This window comes from Mycobacterium sp., from assembly GCF_049281135.1.
Taxonomy (GTDB): Bacteria; Actinomycetota; Actinomycetes; order Mycobacteriales; family Mycobacteriaceae; genus Mycobacterium.
In genome coordinates this window covers 1-16,886 of record NZ_JBAPRN010000256.1, presented here as the reverse complement: position 1 = coordinate 16,886, position 16,886 = coordinate 1, and the positions used below count along the sequence as shown (strand labels likewise).

At 64.5% G+C, this 16,886-nt stretch carries 11 protein-coding genes and 1 pseudogene; 5 read left to right on the top strand and 7 right to left on the bottom strand.

From position 1 onward, the window contains the following. The coding region (locus WAN02_RS10325) for a hypothetical protein (RefSeq protein WP_422264056.1) at nt 1-1,002 on the bottom strand (1,002 nt) is incomplete at its 3' end. Between the two features lie 290 nt (nt 1,003-1,292). Continuing rightward, nucleotides 1,293-2,084: an SDR family NAD(P)-dependent oxidoreductase gene (locus WAN02_RS10320; RefSeq protein ID WP_422264055.1), complete on the bottom strand. Its 792-nt coding sequence runs from the start codon at nt 2,082-2,084 to the stop codon at nt 1,293-1,295. 143 nt (nt 2,085-2,227) lie between these two features. Between WAN02_RS10320 and WAN02_RS10315 the strand changes: the two genes are divergently transcribed. Continuing rightward, nucleotides 2,228-3,457, top strand: a complete 1,230-nt coding sequence (locus WAN02_RS10315; RefSeq protein ID WP_422264054.1) for a cytochrome P450 — start codon at nt 2,228-2,230, stop codon at nt 3,455-3,457. Nucleotides 3,458-3,831: 374 nt separating this feature from the next. Then, nucleotides 3,832-7,338, top strand: coding sequence for a carboxylic acid reductase (gene car / locus WAN02_RS10310; RefSeq protein ID WP_422264053.1), 3,507 nt, complete (start codon nt 3,832-3,834; stop codon nt 7,336-7,338). A 141-nt stretch (nt 7,339-7,479) separates the two neighbouring features. On the opposite strand, the gene WAN02_RS10305 is transcribed toward car, so the two are convergent. Next, on the bottom strand, nt 7,480-7,602 hold the full coding sequence (locus tag WAN02_RS10305) for a hypothetical protein (protein WP_422264052.1): 123 nt from the start codon (nt 7,600-7,602) through the stop codon (nt 7,480-7,482). Between WAN02_RS10305 and WAN02_RS10300 the strand changes: the two genes are divergently transcribed. The 3 genes from WAN02_RS10300 to WAN02_RS10290 all read left to right on the top strand — a co-directional run bounded on the left by WAN02_RS10300 (nt 7,593) and on the right by WAN02_RS10290 (nt 13,223). After that, a complete protein-coding gene (locus tag WAN02_RS10300) occupies nt 7,593-11,063 on the top strand; it encodes an indolepyruvate ferredoxin oxidoreductase family protein (RefSeq protein ID WP_422264051.1) in 3,471 nt (1,156 codons plus the stop codon). The two genes, WAN02_RS10305 and WAN02_RS10300, sit on opposite strands and share 10 nt — an antisense overlap. Before the next feature lie 52 nt (nt 11,064-11,115). Beyond that, entirely contained in the window at nt 11,116-12,246 is a 1,131-nt protein-coding gene (locus tag WAN02_RS10295; protein WP_422264050.1) for an alpha-hydroxy acid oxidase, read from the top strand. Between the two features lie 155 nt (nt 12,247-12,401). After that, nucleotides 12,402-13,223 carry a helix-turn-helix transcriptional regulator gene (locus tag WAN02_RS10290; protein ID WP_422264049.1) on the top strand — a complete coding sequence of 274 codons (822 nt, stop codon included), beginning with the start codon at nt 12,402-12,404 and terminating at the stop codon, nt 13,221-13,223. 84 nt (nt 13,224-13,307) lie between these two features. Here WAN02_RS10290 and WAN02_RS10285 read toward each other — a convergent pair whose 3' ends face one another. The 4 genes and pseudogenes from WAN02_RS10285 to WAN02_RS10270 all read right to left on the bottom strand — a co-directional run. Beyond that, the gene (locus tag WAN02_RS10285) at nt 13,308-15,119 is read right to left on the bottom strand and encodes a CoA-transferase (protein WP_422264048.1); all 1,812 of its coding nucleotides are present in this window, start codon (nt 15,117-15,119) and stop codon (nt 13,308-13,310) included. Further along, complete coding sequence (locus WAN02_RS10280; protein ID WP_422264047.1) at nt 15,116-15,865, bottom strand: SDR family NAD(P)-dependent oxidoreductase; 750 nt, start codon at nt 15,863-15,865, stop codon at nt 15,116-15,118. Before WAN02_RS10280 ends, WAN02_RS10285 begins: the two co-directional genes overlap by 4 nt. A 19-nt stretch (nt 15,866-15,884) precedes the next feature. Then, the gene (locus WAN02_RS10275) at nt 15,885-16,670 is read right to left on the bottom strand and encodes an enoyl-CoA hydratase-related protein (RefSeq protein WP_422264046.1); all 786 of its coding nucleotides are present in this window, start codon (nt 16,668-16,670) and stop codon (nt 15,885-15,887) included. 33 nt (nt 16,671-16,703) lie between these two features. Continuing rightward, nucleotides 16,704-16,886 (bottom strand): annotated as a pseudogene (locus WAN02_RS10270) (enoyl-CoA hydratase/isomerase family protein); the annotation flags it as partial.

Sequence of the window (16,886 nt, the reverse complement as noted above, 5' to 3'; positions counted from 1 at the left end):
CTCACGCATCTCGTCGGGTAGGTCATCGAAACCGTCCAGAGCGACTGCAGCCGATTTCACCATGACACTAGGAGCGCTCACCGCGGCGGTGGCCAGCATGGAGCCATCGAACACCGCGACCTTCGCGTCAGCCCGATCGTGGCCGCGCAGCGAAACCTTGGCGAAGTGCAACGCGATAGGTGTATCGCGTAAGTCGTCGAAACTGGCGCTGACACCAATGCGACGGGTGGCCATGCCCGTCAACAACGAGATCAGGTTTTCGCGATGGCGCTCGGAGGCGACGTGGGCGACCCCCACCTGAAGATCGGGTAGCAGCCGCCACGCCGAGAACACATCGAGGCTGCGTAGCTTCGACTCAATATCGGGCAGTACCTCGTTTCCCACGCTGTCCAGTTCAGCGGCAATGACCGTGAACGGTCCTTCGGTGGGCAGCCGCAGAAAGTTGGCGATCTCCCATAGCCTCCAGCGGTCGTGAGTGTGGCCGTGCAGCAGGGTGTCCATCATCAACGATCCCCGCGACATCTCCTCGATCACCTGCCGTTGAAGCTGGTCACGATAACCGGTGAACATCGCGGCAGTGAACAACTCCTCGGTCACCTGCAGATTCGCCGTCATTTCTTGCACAGTTTGCGCATCGACATTGGGATGTCGGGCCGCCTCGTCGACCAACACCTGCCACAGGCGACGGAAGGCAATGTGATTGCCTTCCATCACCGATGACACCGCCATCCTTTGCCGGGCGCGGTCGGCTCCCCTAACGATTGCCGGTTGCGGATCGAACTGCGAGGGCGTCGTCATTCCAGCCAAAAGCGACCGCACGTTCGCCAGACACGTCGCTCGCCCCTCGACGGGGGGCGGAATCCAGTCCGACTCGGATGCCTTGGGGGCAGCCGCAACGGTCTGTAGCAGGTCATCCACCAGCGCCTCAGCGCGTTCGTACAACGCCGTCACCAGACCGGCGCTGTGCTGCGACGGCACGCGGGCGACAGGCAACTGGGTCATCGTGCAGCTATTCGGGGTTGACCAGCCGCGATGCGCTGAGGCACTGGCCCTAACCGCCCGAGTTCGGAGTGGTCAAGCGCGTCGGGACAGCTCCGGACATCAAACCGCTGGAGGGCATCGGGGCTCCTTTGTGGCGCTGCGAACTCGCGTAAATCAGGAAACCCGCCGCGCGTGTATACCGTATCCTAACCGGCAGCTATCGGGTGTGCCACCCAGCAGCCGATGCATCGGACATCTGAGACCACGAGCAGCCGGTCGGGGTTTTGCCAAGTGTGGGCTACTCCCGTTGTTCAGACAGTGCTCCAGCCACCGTCCGTCGGCAAGATCACGCCATTGACATTCGCCGAGTCGTCGGACAACAGCCAGAGCAATGCTCGCGTCACCACCTCGGGTTCCACGATCGGGGTCGCCGTGGCAAGAGCGGCGGCGGTGCGTTCTTGGGCGTATTCGGACCGGAATGCGACTTCCATCCCCGTATGAACGCCGCCCGGAGCGACCGCGTTGGCCCGCACGCCAAGCGGGCCATAATAAAAAGCCACCGACTTGACGAACCCGTTGAGAGCGTGTTTTGAGGTGGTGTAGGCGGCGCCGGACATTGATGCACGCAGCCCAGCCTCCGATGACACGTAAGCCAGCGCGCCGCCACCGCCGCCGATCATCGCCGGCAACACCGCGCGCGTCAGTCGCATCGGCACCGTGACGTTCAGATCGAGCACGGTGTGCCAAGTCGTGTCATCTGTCTCGGCGGCCGGCAGCCAGCCGTCGTAAATGCCGGCAACGCTTGCCAGCGCGTCCACCCGGGCACCCGCGGCGGCTACGACGCGATCCACCACCGCCTGATCGGTGAGATCCCCGGCAACGGCGAATAGCCGCTCGGTGTTGGCCTGTTCGCTTAGTGACTGCAGGCGCTCGGGTGCCAGGTCGGCGGCGATGACCGTGGCGTCTTCTGCGAGCAGGCCCAAAACGGTCGCCCGACCGATGCCGGCGCCCGCCCCTGTCACCACGATCGTGCGTCCCGCGAAGCGGGCATCGGAGGTCGACGGCTGCGGGCTCTCGATGTTGGGCTTGCTGCCGAATTGCATTGAACTATCTGTCTTTCGGGTTTCCGGTGATGGCCAGTAGCCCCGGCGCTTGTAATCCGCGTCGCGTCATGGCACTGTATACAGTATATGGAATACACGCAAGACTCGCGTCGAACCCGGGAGCGTGATCAGCCTTGTCATCCGTGACGAATGCGTCGACAGTCTCGGGCGCCCGCATCCACCTTGGCGAGTCCCATTTCCACACCTTTGATGCCCTTGCTGCATTCGCGGAGTTGCGTCGCACCGATCCGGTGCACCTGTACCGGCCGCTGGACACTTGGATCTTGACGAAATATCACGACATCCGTGCCGTCTCACGCGATTCCACGCGGTTCTCGGCGGCCCGGGGAATTGACGTGAACAGCATCCGCCTCGGCGAGCTCAGCTCGGCGGAGATGTTCGGCGCGCGCGGCGATGAGTTTCTTGCCACGGTCGATCCCCCGCGCCACACCGAGTTGCGTAAAGCCCTTGCCCCTGCTTTCACCGCGCGTGCGGTCAATGCTCGCGAAGCGCGCATTGACGCGTTTGCCGCATCCCTCGTCGATCAACTGCGCGACGGTGAAGTGGTGGACTGGGTGACCGTCGCCCAGCGACTACCCATCATGGTCGGCCTCGATTTGCTAGGACTCCCGCTATCCGACGTCGATCAGGTGCGGATCTGGAGCGAGGCGATGGAGCAACTGTCGTACCCGCTGAACGCCGAAGAGTTGCTTGAGGTGTACGCCGCCTTCGCGCCGCTGGGCGCCTACCTGGCGGAGCATGTTGAGCGCAAACGCTGCCATCCCGCCGATGACCTGATGACCCACTTGATCGCCGCGAGTTCCGACTCGACTGCCATCACGCCTGACAACGTGCTGATGCTCTTGATCACCGTGTTGGGGGCGGGCAATGACACGATGCGGTCACTGCTGACCGGCATGGTTTTGACGCTTGCCGAGCATCCTGATCAGCTCCGTCGCCTCGCGGCCGAGCCGAAGCTGGCCGGTGTCGCGGTCGAGGAATGCCTGCGCTGGATCACGCCGGCTCGAGGGTTCTTCCGAACGGTCGTATCGGCGACAGCCCTGCGCGGTCGGGCGCTGCATCCCGGGCAGCGGGTCTACCTCGCTTACGAATCGGCCAACCGCGACGAAGAAGTATTCGACCGGGCCGACGTCTTCGACATCACTGCGATGCGCGGGCAGCAGTCGTCGTTCGGGTTCGGCACCCATGTTTGCATTGGCGCCGCCTTCGCGCGTCTCGAGGCGACCTCACTGCTGCGCGAACTCGTGGCGCGCTTCCCCCGCTTCGAGCAGGCCGCCCCGGCAACACCGATGGTCAGCGTCCTGCGCACCGGGTGGCACCACGCCCCGATGATCTTTCATGCCGCCAACTAAGCCATGGAGCTGCCGAGGCGGCACCCGGTTTGGCACAAGTGCCATGTCTCAGCCGCGGCGCGAGGGCACCGCGGATACCGAAAGCAGCTGAGGAACAACATCGTTCATCACTTCACACCATGCCAGTCCCCGCAGACCGTACGCCATCCAAATCAGGAGTCTTCTATGGCCACCGCGATCACCGACGTGTTCGGCAGACACGCGAGCACCCAGGATGTCATTGCGGGCACCGGCCCGGCCCCCAGACCACCTCAAGCGGTGGCTGTTGGCACCGCGTCCTGGCTGTCAGCTCTGCCGAAAGACGGGCAAACCTCGTACTTCTCACCGCCATCGCCGCAGCCCTGCGGGTCGAATTCTTTGCACAGAGGACTTTCATGACAAGTGCTGCCCGAGACGAGCGGCGCCGACATCGCATCGCCGAAATGTATTCCAGTGATCAGCAATTCATTGCAGCCCGGCCGAGCACCGCGGTCGCGGCAGCAATCAACAAGCCGGACTTGCCGTTGCATCAGATCGTGCGGGCGACCATGGAGGGCTACGCGGATCGTCCGGCGCTAGGGCAGCGCGCAGTCGAGTTCGTCTGCGACCCGCTCACCGGACGTACCGTTGTGGGGCTGCTGCCGCGATTCGACACCATCACCTACGGCGAACTGTGGAAGCGCGCTGGCGCTGTCGCCGCCGCACTATCGAACACGGTCCCCCGCCAGGTGCGTTTAGCAGACCGCGTCTGCATGTTGGGTTTTGCCAGCATCGACTACGCCACCATCGATATCGCGTTGACCCAACTCGGCGCGGTGGCTGTGCCTCTGCAGGCCGGCACCCCTGCGCATCAGTTGCGACCGATTGTCGCCGAGTGCGAGCCGACCGTCATCGCGTGCAGCGCGGACTATCTCGACGTTGGCGTGGAGCTGGTGTCCAGCTTGCCGGTGCCCGCCCATCTTGTGGTGTTCGACTACCACCCCGAAGTCGACCACCATCGCGATGATTTCGGCGCCGCGGTTGCGACGCTGGGCAATTCGGTGACGGTGCAGACGCTGGTAGGGATGTGCGAACGCGGCGAGGGTCCCCGAAACGACGCGTCGATCCCGCCCTGCGATGGCGATCGGTTGGCGTTGCTGATCTACACCTCGGGCAGCACCGGAGCCCCGAAAGGGGCGATGTACCCCGCCCAGACGGTAGCCAACCTCTGGCGTCCCTCGGGCTTTTTCGCCAAAGAGGCAGTCCCTTCGATAACGCTGAACTTCATGCCGATGAGCCACGGCGCAGCACGCGGGGTCCTTTATGCAACCCTTGGCAACGGCGGCACGGCGTATTTCGTCGCGAAAAGCGATCTATCCACCTTGCTCGACGATCTGGCCTTGGTGCGCCCGACTCAACTGAACTTCGTGCCGCGAATCTGGGACATGCTGTTCGATACGTTCCGCGCTGCGCTGGACCGACGACATAGCAAGGACGCAGACCCCGTAGCTGTGCGAGCCGAGGTGATCGACGAACTTCGACAGCTCCAGCTCGGCGGGCGGGTGCTGTCGGCGATGACAGGCTCGGCCCCCATCTCGGGCGAACTCAGAGAATTTGTCGAATCGCTTCTCGACATTGATCTCATCGACGGCTACGGCGCGACCGAGTGCGGCTTGCTGTTTGTCGACGGCCGCGCGTTACGTCCACAGGTCATTGACTACAAACTCATCGACGTTCCCGAATTGGGCTACTTCCACACCGATCTCCCCCACCCGCGCGGTGAGCTCTTGGTGAAGACGCGGGCCATGTTTCCCGGTTACTACCGGCGCCCCGATGTGACCGCTGAGGTGTTCGATTCCGATGGCTACTATCGGACCGGAGACATTGTCGCCGAGACAGGGCCCGACCAGATCAGCTACGTTGACCGGCGAAACAACGTGCTCAAGCTGTCCCAGGGCGAGTTTGTGACCGTCTCCAAACTGGAGGCCGCGTTTAGCAACAGCGCATGGGTGCGCCAGATTTACGTTTACGGAAACAGCGGCCGCCCTTACCTTCTGGCGGTGATCGTGCCCACCGAGACCGCACTGCAGCGATTTGACGGCGTCTCGCTGAAGCAGCAGATCAGCCGGTCACTGCAAGAGGTTGCCAAGGTGGCGGGCCTGCAATCCTATGAGATTCCGCGCGACTTCATCATCGAACAGCACCCCTTCACACTGGAAAACCGTCTGCTCACCGGATTGCGAAAGTTGGCGCGGCCCAAGCTGCGTGAGCGCTACGGCCAGGACTTGGAGGGGCTCTACGCCGAGCTGGCTGCCGCCCAGGCCGGTGAGCTGCGCGAGCTGCGGCACGCTGTCGCCGACCGTCCCGTCATCGACACCATCACTCGGGCGGCAGCAGCACTGCTTGGCACCGCCACCGCCGAGTTGGGGCCCGACGCGCACTTTACCGACATCGGAGGAGATTCGTTGTCGGCGTTGGCATTCGCCAAACTGCTCAACGACATCTTCGATGTTGATGTCCCGGTCAGCGTGCTAGTCAGCCCGATCAGCGACCTGCGAGCACTGGCCGACTACGTCGAGGACCAGCGGGCCTCGGGCGACAAACGTCCCGGCTTCGGCTCGGTGCACATTGGCAGTGCGGCCGAGGTGGCGGCCGCCGATCTTCGCCTGGAGAAGTTCATCGAGCCCGCGGTGCTGACCGCAGCGCCGTCGCAGCCTCGTCCTCATGGTCACGTGCGGACCGTGCTGCTTACCGGCGCGACCGGCTTTCTCGGCCGGTTCCTGGCCTTGGCCTGGCTGCAACGACTCGCCGCAGTCGACGGCACACTGATCTGCCTGGTGCGCGGTAAGGACCATGCCGGCGCCCGCGCCCGCCTCAACAACACCTTCGACAGCGGCGATCCAGAGTTGCTGGCCCACTACCAACGCCTAGCCGGGCACCTGGAGGTCGTCGCAGGGGACAAAGCACAAGCCAACCTGGGCCTTGATCCACCGACCTGGCAACGGTTGTGCGACACCGTTGATCTCATCGTCGACCCCGCGGCCCTGGTAAACCACGTGCTGCCCTACAGCCAGTTATTCGGGCCTAACGTGGTGGGCACCGCCGAGCTGATCCGGCTCGCGCTCACCACCAGAATCAAGCCCTACAGCTATGTGTCAACGGGCGGCCTCGCCGATCAGATCGGGACATCGGCGTTTGTCGAGGACGCCGACATCCGCCAGATCTGCCCGACTCGCAAGCTTGATGACAGCTACGCCAACGGCTATGGGACCAGCAAGTGGGCCGGCGAAGTCCTGCTGCGCGAGGCACACGACGCGTTCGGGCTGCCAGTCGCGGTGTTTCGCTGCGACATGATCCTCGCCGACACGCAATACTACGGCCAGCTGAATCTGCCGGATATGTTCACCCGTTTGATGCTCAGTCTCGTCGCCACCGGGTTGGCGCCTGCGTCGTTCTACGAACTCGACTCGAGCGGTCAGCGCCAAAATGCCCACTACGACGGATTGCCGGTGGATTTCATCGCCGAGGCAATCTGCGTCCTTGGCGGACAATTGGTGAAAGGCCACGAGACCTATCACGTCATGAATCCCCATGACGACGGCATCGGACTCGACGAGTATGTCGATTGGCTTATCGACGCCGGATATGAAATCCGTCGGGTCGCCGACTTCGACCAATGGCGCGAGCGTTTCCAGCGCGCGTTGCATGCCCTGCCAGATCGCCAGCGCGACAACTCATTATTGCCGCTGATGCACGCCTACCGGCAGCCGCAGAAGCCCATTCGAGGCTCAGTCGCTCCAGTGGCCCGGTTTCGTGCGGCGGTCGATGCCGCCCAGATCGGCTCTTTCGGCGGCATTCCGCACGTCACCGCGCCGATCGTCGAGAAGTACATCACCAACCTTGAGCTTCTCGGGCTGCTGTGACACATGTGGGGTGCCGGACCGCCCTGGATGACCAAGGTCCACCGGCCTGGACACTTGCTCGTACACGGTATCCCGTATACAGTTACCGTGGTCCGTGAGGTGATCGTGGCGAAGAGGCAGTCGGTCGTCTCACGGACACCATCACATCGACAGGTCACGGCGCACCGCGCCGCCACTGGTGCAGGCCGCCGGCAACGGTGTGCGGAGGTGGGCGTGGTCCGGTGTCCCGACGACGAAGAGGTCGATTTTCAACAATGCCGACACCCAAAGGCCACCAACACGACGTCGCACTCGACGAACTGGACTGCACATCGGGTCAGGCTTACCTCACCGGCACGGACATCCTGGCCAGACTGCCGGCCATTCAGCGCAAGATCGACGCCGCCGCAGGTCACAACACCGCCGGTTACGTTACGGGTTATCCGGGCTCTCCCCTGAGCGGACTGGATTCGCTGCTTCGCCGCGAGCGGTCACGGTTCGCGGAGTTGGGCGTGCAGTTCAACCCGGGGATCAACGAAGACCTCGCCGCGACAGCGATCTGGGGTGCACAAAACCTCAATACCGGCGGGGTGACCACAGACTTCGACGGTGTCTTCGGCCTGTGGTACGGCAAGGGACCCGGGGTCGAACGCTCCACCGACGCGATGCGCACCGCCAACTACTTCGGTACCGCGCGCTTGGGCGGTGTGCTGGCACTGGCGGGCGACGACCACGAGGCTCGCAGCACCGTGACCGCGCAGCAAAGCGAAACGCTGTTTGTACACATGGGTATGCCCATCCTGAGCCCGGCGACGTTGCAGGAATTCCTCACCTTCGGCTTGGCGGGGTGGGCGTTGTCGCGCTACAGCAAACTGTGGGTCGGCATGATCTGCCTCAACGACCTGGTCGACGCCGCGGCCACCATCGACCTCGGCCGTCTGCCGACGCTGGTCGTCCCCGAGGGCGACGAACCGCCCCCCATCCAGCTCGGCAAAGGCCTGCTGGAAATCGAAGAAGATATCCGGCGTCGGCGCATTCCCGCGGTCGCTCGCTTCGCGCGGGCCAACGCCCTTAACCGGATCGCGATCGGTGGACCTGAACGTCGTATCGGGATCGCCGTCGCCGGCAAGGCGTTTCTCGACGTGATCGACGCCCTGCAGCGGCTCGGACTGACCGAAAGCGCTGCGGCGGCAGCCGGTATCACCGTGTACAAGCTCGGCCTGGTGTGGCCGCTCGAAGAGCAGGGCGCTCTGGACTTCATGCGGGGCCTCGACGAGGTCATCGTCGTCGAGGCCAAACACCCGCTGATCGAGGATCAACTCAACCGATTGTCAAACCGGCTGCCGGCATCGGACCGACCGCTAATCGTCGGCAAGTGCGATGAGCGTGGCGCGCCGCTGGTGCCCGAGGTCAGCGGGATGAACGCCCAGATCGTCGCCGAGGTGTTGCGGAATCGGTTGGGGCGCTTCGGCATCGAGCTTCAAGACGCGGTCCCGGAGTCGCTGAACTTGCGCAACTTGCCCCTCACTCCCACCGGTGGCGGGCTGGTCCGAGCGGCGGGCTTTTGCTCGGGCTGCCCGCACAGCACCTCGATGCGGGTTCCTGAAGGGCACATGAATCTCGGCGGCACCGGCTGCCACGCGATGGCCACCATGCGCGAAATGCAAGGCCGCCAAACAGAAATCCTGCACCACATGGGCGGCGAGGGCGCGATGTGGGTCGGGATGTCACCGTTCGCTGACAGCACACACATGTTCCAAAACGTCGGCGACGGCACCTTTTCGCATTCCGGTTCGTTGGGGCTGCGCGCTGCGGCCGCCGCCGGCGTCAATATCACGTTCAAAATCCTCGCGAACGGCTTCATCGCGATGACGGGCGGCCAGGACATTCCGGGCGACCTCGACACTCCCGCGATCTGCCGCATCGCCCTTGCCGAGGGCGCCGCCAAAGTCGTGGTGGTCACCGAGGACCCTCGTCGAGTGCGCCGCCGTGGCGCCCTGCCACGCGGAGTCAAGGTGGTACACCGCAAGAAGCTTCTCCAGGTCGAAGCCCAGCTGGCCACGGTGCCTGGGCTGACCGTGTTGATCTACGACCAGGAATGCGCGGCCGAGCTACGCCGGCACCGCAAGCGCGGCCGGGCCGTCGACCCCGACAAACGGGCATACATCCACCCCGAGGTGTGCGAGGGCTGCGGTGACTGCAATGCGACGTCAAACTGCATCTCGGTCGAACCGCTCGAAACGTCGTTGGGGCGAAAACGCCGGATCGACCAGTCGTCCTGCAACAAGGACTTCAGCTGCGTCGACGGCTACTGCCCCAGCTTCGTGACCTTGTACGGGGCCACACCGCGAGTCCGCCAGGTGGCAGGCATCGAATCGCTGGGCGCAGAGCCGCCTCTACCCGAACCGGTCCTGGCCGGCGAGAACCAGCCGACCTACGACATCGTGGTGGGCGGCATCGGCGGCAGCGGCGTCCTCACGATCGGCGCGATCATCGGCAGGGCCGCGTTCATCGAGGGCCGATTTGTCTCGGTGCTCAACGAGACCGGGATGGCGCAGAAAAACGGCAGCGTCCAAAGCCACGTGCGGATCAGCGCGCTCTCGGAAGCCCAGCTGTCACCGCGTGTCGCACCCGGCGCGGCCGACCTGGTCATCGGCGGGGACATCGTGGTCGCCTCCGCCTCGGCGACCCTGGCGCTCTACAACTCGGACCGCACCAGCCTGGTGGTCAACCGGGACGTCAAGCCCACCGTCGCCTTCGCCGACAATCCAGACCTCAACCTCGCCGACCAACACATGCTCGACACCTTGCGCAGCGCCACAAACGGACGCTTCGAGGTCGTCGACGCCAACGACCTGGCGGTGGCCGCACTCGGTGATGAGATCTTCTCCAACGTGCTGCTGATCGGCGTCGCCGCCCAGAAAGGACTGCTGCCCATCAGCGTCAAGGCGATCGAAGAAGCGATCAAACTCAACGGCGTCAGTGTCGAAAAGAATTTGCGTGCGCTGCGACTGGGACGCCTGCTTGTTGTCGGCGACGGCTCGCTCGAGGCGGTGCTGACCGCCGTCGCCGCGCATCAGCCCAACGCAGGGCCACCGTCGGTGGACGAGATCGTCACCGACCGCGCTGACAGGCTGGTGAGCTACCAAAGCCGGGCATACGCCCAGCGCTACCGCGGCGTGGTCGATCAGGTCCGCGCCGCCGAGCAGCACATCGTGCATCACGACGGCGAGCTGACCAGGGCGGTCGCAACCTACCTATTCAAGCTGATGGCCTACAAAGACGAATACGAAGTGGCCCGGCTGTATAAGGATGCCTCGTTCAAGCAGCGGCTGCGCGAGGAGTTCGACGGCGATTTCCGCATCAAGGTCAACCTGGCGCCCCAGCTGCTCAACCCCCGCGACCCCATGTCGGGCCGCGCGCGCAAGTTCGAGTTGCCGTTCGGTGTCGTCGAGCCGGCATTCACCGTGCTTGCGGCCCTTCGCAAACTACGTGGCACCCGGCTGGACGTCTTCGGGAAGACCGCACACCGGCGCGCGGAACGGCAGCGCATCGACGACTACGAGCGCCAAATCATCGATCTGCTGGCCGATCTCAACGAACACAACTACGACGCAGCAGTCCAGATCGCGTCGGTGCCGGAGATGATCCGCGGCTACGACTCGGTCAAGGACCAATCGGCACAACAGGCGATGGCCGCACAGCAGCGCTACCTCGACGAGTTCGCGAACGCGTCGACCCAGTGAGCAAACCCCCGCCGCCACACTGCCGAAAGGAGCGACGGCCATCCCAAACCCAGTGACGATAGCCGACTTCCGGCAGATCGCCCGACGTCGGCTACCCAGATTCGTGTTTGACTACGCCGACGGTGCGGCCGGCGATGAGACGACCATGCACCACAACCGGGCTGCCTTCGCAGATCTGCGACTGTATCCCCGCCAGCAGGTCGACGTCAGCAAGCGCTCGACGGAGACCACGGTGCTGGGACGGCCGCTACCGATGCCGCTGCTGCTGGGGCCCACCGGGCTGCAGCGCCTGGTGCACCGGCGCGCCGATCTCGAGGTGGCCCAGGCCGCCGGAGCTGCCGGCATCCCCTTCGTGGTAAGCGCGTCAACGGCATTCACCGTGGAGCAGATCGCCGAAGCCGGCAGCGGAGATCTCTGGTTGCAGGTCTACCCATGGAAGGACCGCAGAGCCCTTGAGCATGTGATCGCCCGGGCCCAAGCGGCCGGATACTCGACCCTGGTGGTCACCGTCGATGTACCGCTGCTGGGCCGCCGCGAGCGCGACATCCGCAACGGGATGAGCATTCCTCCCCGAATCACCCCGGCCAATCTCTATCAAGGCGCACGTCATCCGCGCTGGGCAACTCATTTGCTACGCGGACCGGAGATCACCTTCGTCAACTTCAAGACGCTCGCACCCAGCGCCAGGGGCATGGCGCTGATGAAATGGGTTAACGACGAGCTGACCAACCCCGCGGCCCAGTGGAGCGAACTGCGGTGGCTGCGGGATCAGTGGGATGGGCCGATGGTGGTCAAAGGCATCCTGACCGTCGAGGACGCCAACGCGGCAATCAACGAGGGAGCCGACGCTATCGTGGTGTCCAATCACGGTGGGCGACAACTCGATGACACCCCCGCCACAGCCGACGTATTACCGCGGGTGGTTGACGCCGTCGGCGACCGCGCCGAGGTGCTCGTCGATGGCGGGATACGCCGGGGCGCCGACATCCTCAAGGCACTGGCCCTCGGCGCCCGCGCGGTGCTGGTGGCCCGGCCCTATTGGTGGGGTCTAGCCGCCGACGGCGCTCGCGGCGTCAGCGCCATCATCGACGTGCTCCGCACCGAATTCGATATGGCGATGGCCTTGGCGGGTCGGCCGACAATTGAGTCCATCGACCGTAGCCTGGTGTTTGCCGACTTGTGACCACGCAGGGGCACTGCGCCCTGCGGGCATACCGCGTCCAAGCCCAGCCTGGGTGCCGCGACACACTATTCTTGGTTGACTGTCTCATACCCCAAAGCGCAATGTGGTGTAGCACACATCGCGAGGGCCATGAGCGCAAGACATCGGAGGTCGCAGTGGCGAAACCGGGCGCCGAGCTGGCGAAATTTCTGCGGATGAAGCGTCAATTACTGCAACCGGAGATGATCCTGCTCGACAGCCAGCAACGGGCCACCGCGGACTTACTGCTGCGCGCCGATGTCGCCACGGCGCTCGGGGTGCCCCTAGCCGAGTACGAGCTCCTTGAAAACGGAGCCGACACCCCCCCGTCCGAGCAGGTGCTGCGCGGGCTGATCGAGGTCCTCGACCTCACTGACGACGAGGCCGCTGAGCTGGGCAGAATGATCGCCAGCATGGGGGCCAGCACCGGAGCAACGGTGTACCCGCAACTCATGGCCCTGTTGGACAGCTGGGAGATGACCCCGGCCTTTGTCTGCGATAACCGTCTCACCGTACTGTCCTCAAACCCCATCGCCCGGGTGCTTTCCCCGATGTTCGACGGTGGCGCCAACATCCTGCGCGCGACGTATCTCGACGCCAATACCTACCGCATGATTCGCAACGCCGCCCACGTCGAAGGCGTCGTAGCGGCGTGGGCCAAAAAGCTGACCACCGAGGATCCCCCCGATGCGTCGTGGACTCGGACTATCCGCGAGATCTCGCGGCAGCGACCGCAGTTCCGCGACGTGTGGGAAAGTGATGTGGACCCCGCGGGCAAAGGTGATCTTCTGCTCGACCATCCCGCCGCGGGCAAGCTGGACCTGTACTACTCCCGGTTCCGCATCGAGGGCTGCGACGATCAATTTCTCGTGACGATGCAGGCTGACGGATTGCCCACCCAATGCGGCCTACGCCTGCTTAAGGACTTCGCGTCCAGGCATAACTCGTCACCCCCGTGATGAATCCACCGCGAAACCGGCGGCCTCGCGGCCGGGGCCACCGGACGGCTCGGCGCAGGATGGGTCGGGTGCGCAGGGGGGCCGTCATGAATGGGGGTGGGCGCCAACCGGTGTGGCGGCGGCCGGCGCGGACGTGACGCGCCGATCGCGCAGAAACAACCTGTCAGGGTCGTAGGCGCGCAGAACACCAAGTTCGGCGGGGGTGGGCGTCGGCTCGAGGATCAGCCGTGGTGCCACCGTGTAGCCGAACCCGGTACGGCGTTGAATTTCGCCCAGCGCGGCTTGCGGATCATGACCCGCCGCCGGTAACAGCGTCGTCAGTTCGAACGGTGAGTGGCCTTCGGCGCGCTCGAACACGCACAGGTCGGTCACGATGGCGCGCACCCGTTGTCCCGGCGAGGTTACGTAGGGCACCGCCTCGACCAGCCGTTCGCGTTGGTGTGACACGGTGACGATGACCTCGTCGGCCGCACTGAGCACGTCATTGGCGCCCCCGGAGCCGACGATGAACTTACCGTCGTCGGCGTAGGTCGAGTTGATCGCCCCGGTGCCGTCGATCTGGCCGGCTCCGACCAGCCCGATGCACTTTGTCGCCGGACCCGACACATAGGTGCCCAACACGCTCATCACGTCGGTGAGCAGTTTGTTGCTGGGAACGTTTTGCCCGGCGAAGATGAACGGCTCCCCGGGGCCGGGGGTGTAGCCGAACAAGCCGATCTCGGCCATCAGCTCAATGTCCACACCTGCCTCGTGCAACCGGCGCGCGCCCAGCCAGGCGGCCAGATTGGCCAGACCGACGCCGGCGAGAATGGCATGGTGTCCACGCACACGCACAGCTTGTTCGAGCCGTCGCGCGGTGACGACGACCTGGGTCTCGGCAGCGCTCGCGGTGCTATCGGTCGGCACCCGGGCGACGGCCTGCCCGCCCGGGGTGCTGCGGCGTAAGGCCGCGAGTCGTTGAGCACCCAGTTTGGCCAGGTACCGCTCGTGGCCACCCAGCGCCAATATCCACTCGCTGATGTAGTCGCGAAACGACTCCGGGGTTTTGGCGGCCTTGAGCGTCGCGGCCATGAAGTCGGCATCCTCGGTGTAGCTGTCGATGCCCGCGATGCCTGGATTGTTGAACCCGTACGGATGGGCGCCGTAGGGCGCTTCGCAGACCGCGCGCACGACGTGGCCGGGGATGCGGGTCAGGGTGTTATGTGCGCGAATCTCCTCGGTGGACACCACCTTTTCCACGGTCGCGATGACACCGCCGCTGGCCGCGAGCGCTCCGACCTGCCCTTCGCCATAGGGCGCGGCGAGCACGATGTTGCCGAATTCATCGGCGGCAGCGCCGTGCACGAGCACCACATCGGGGCGCAATGCGCTGACCAGACACGTCGAACCACCCGCATCGCCGGGGACCTCGATGAGTTCGCCCCGGCGCGCCGCCTCATCGCCCATCGAGCTGCCCCGCATCGATTGCACAGGGAAATGCGAGACACCCAACGCGGCGGCGGTGAGCCGCGCGATCAACGCCCACAGCGACCAGTGCTCGATCTCGACACGGCCCTCGGCGATGGCGCGCACCAGTGCCGGGTTGGGCCGGGCCACCGGGTAATTCTCCCCGGCGAAGGAGACGATGAGTTTGCGCACCAGCCCCAGCTCGATCAAGGCATGCTGAAGATTGACCAAACCCGCTGACACAATGGTGAATTCGGGATTGCGGCCGGCGAAGCGGCGAGTCAGCTCCTGCAGTGCGGCGTTGGGCCGCGCGTCGGAATAGCCGATGTGCAGGGTCGCACCGGGGTGCACGAAACGCTCGATTGCTTCACCCAGATCCAGTAGCTTCGACGTTCCTTCGTTGACCGGCAGATCGAAATGAACCTCGCGGCTGCCGCCGTGCGCAGTCACGACGTCATCGTCAATCCGCCACTGACACTGAGGGTCTGGCCGGTGATGTAGCTGGCGGCGTCGGATGCCAAAAACACGATGGGCCCGGCCTGCTCGGCCGCCGTGCCCATCCGCTTCAGCGGCACCGCCTTGATCATCTTTGCGATGACGTGCTGATCTGACTGCGCGCGAAGCAGCGGCGTGTCGGTGGGTCCGGGCGAGATCGCATTGATGCGGATACCGTCGCGGGCGATCTCGCGCGCCAGCGACTTAACGAAACCGATCACACCGGCCTTGGCCGCAGCGTAGACGGTCTCCCCCATGGTGCCGACCTTGCCTGCGTCGGAGCTGGTGAGCACAATCGACCCGGATTTTTGCTCGCTGAACACGCGTAAGGCGGCTCGGGACAAAAAGATTGAGCCCATCAGGTTGATATCGATGATCTTTCGCCAGTAGGCCTCATCTTCCTGGGCGAAGAATGTTGTGTCCGACCACCCCACCGTGCTGGTCACCATGTCCAGGTGGCCGTGCGCCTCGAGGACCTCGCTGATCAACAGATCGACCTGTTCGGAACGGGTGATGTCGCAGACGTGTTCGGATACTTTCACCCCAGATGAGCGCACCACCTCCGCGGTTTCTGCGGCTCCCGACTTCTTGATGTCGGCGACGGCCACGCTGGCTCCTTGGGCGGCGAATAGTTCAGCGGTGGCGCGGCCGATCCCGCTTCCGCCGCCGACGACGATGGCCACTTTGTCGTTGCAATTCACTTCGTTACCTTCCTCAGGGTTATTTGCGGAACTGCGCGAAGTCGGGGGCACGCTTTTGCAGGAATGCCTGTGTGCCCTCGTGGAACTCCGCGGTGCCGTGGATGAAATTGATCATCTGCTGACCGTGCTGCACCGACGGCCACAACTGGTCGGTTTCAAAGTTCAGTGAGATCTTGGCGACTCGCAGTGCCTGCGGGCTCAGCGCCAGCAGCTGCTGACACCACTCGTCGACGGCCTTGTCGAGTTCTTCGGCGGGAACAACCTTATTGATCAGGCCCATTTCCACCGCGTCACGGGCCGGAATCGGTTGGCAGAGCATGACGATCTCGCGCGCGCGCCGCTCGCCGACGATGCGCGGCAGCAACTGGGTGCCCCACCACACCGGCACGCTGCCCATCTTCGGCCCCGCCTGCCCGAATTTGGAGTCCTCGGAGGCGATGGTCAAGTCGCACAACATCTGCAACTCGTTGCCGCCGCCGACGGCATATCCCTTGACCCGCGCGATGATCGGCTTGCCGCAGCCGCGCATGATCAGCGACAGACTGCTGGTGCGTCGATTCATTCGTGCCGCCCCGACCGGGTCGGAGGCGTCTTCCCAAGCGATATCACCGCCCGAGCAGAAGGCTTTTTCGCCCGCCCCGGTCAGCACGATGACGCCGACAGTGGGGTCGGCTTCGGCGGCGGAAAACGCCGCGATCAGGTCGTCGAGTGTTTCCTCCCGGAAGGCGTTGTACTTCTCCGGACGGTTGATCGTGATCCGCGCGACGCCGTCGGCGGCCTCGTACAACACATCGGTCAGGTCCATGAGTGTTCTCTCCTATGAGCTCAACGGGTTAACTCAGAAAACTGGGGTGGTGCGCGACCGGAACGCGGTGAAACCGGTCCTGGCGTCCTGAGAGGCCATGTGATCGACGGCCAGGTGGCGTTCGGCGGCGATCGCATCAGTCAGTGGCCGACCGGCACCGACGTGCACGGCGGCTTTGATTGCCGCGTTGCCCGCGCGGCTCTTACGGCCCAATGT

Bases quoted from the DNA above. Each gene is read 5' to 3' on its own strand.
- WAN02_RS10320 (WP_422264055.1), bottom strand. From the start codon at position 2,084: ATGCAATTCGGCAGCAAGCCCAACATCGAGAGCCCGCAGCCGTCGACC.
- car (WP_422264053.1), top strand. From the start codon at position 3,832: ATGACAAGTGCTGCCCGAGACGAGCGGCGCCGACATCGCATCGCCGAA.
- WAN02_RS10300 (WP_422264051.1), top strand. From the start codon at position 7,593: ATGCCGACACCCAAAGGCCACCAACACGACGTCGCACTCGACGAACTG.
- WAN02_RS10275 (WP_422264046.1), bottom strand. From the start codon at position 16,670: ATGGACCTGACCGATGTGTTGTACGAGGCCGCCGACGGCGTCGCGCGG.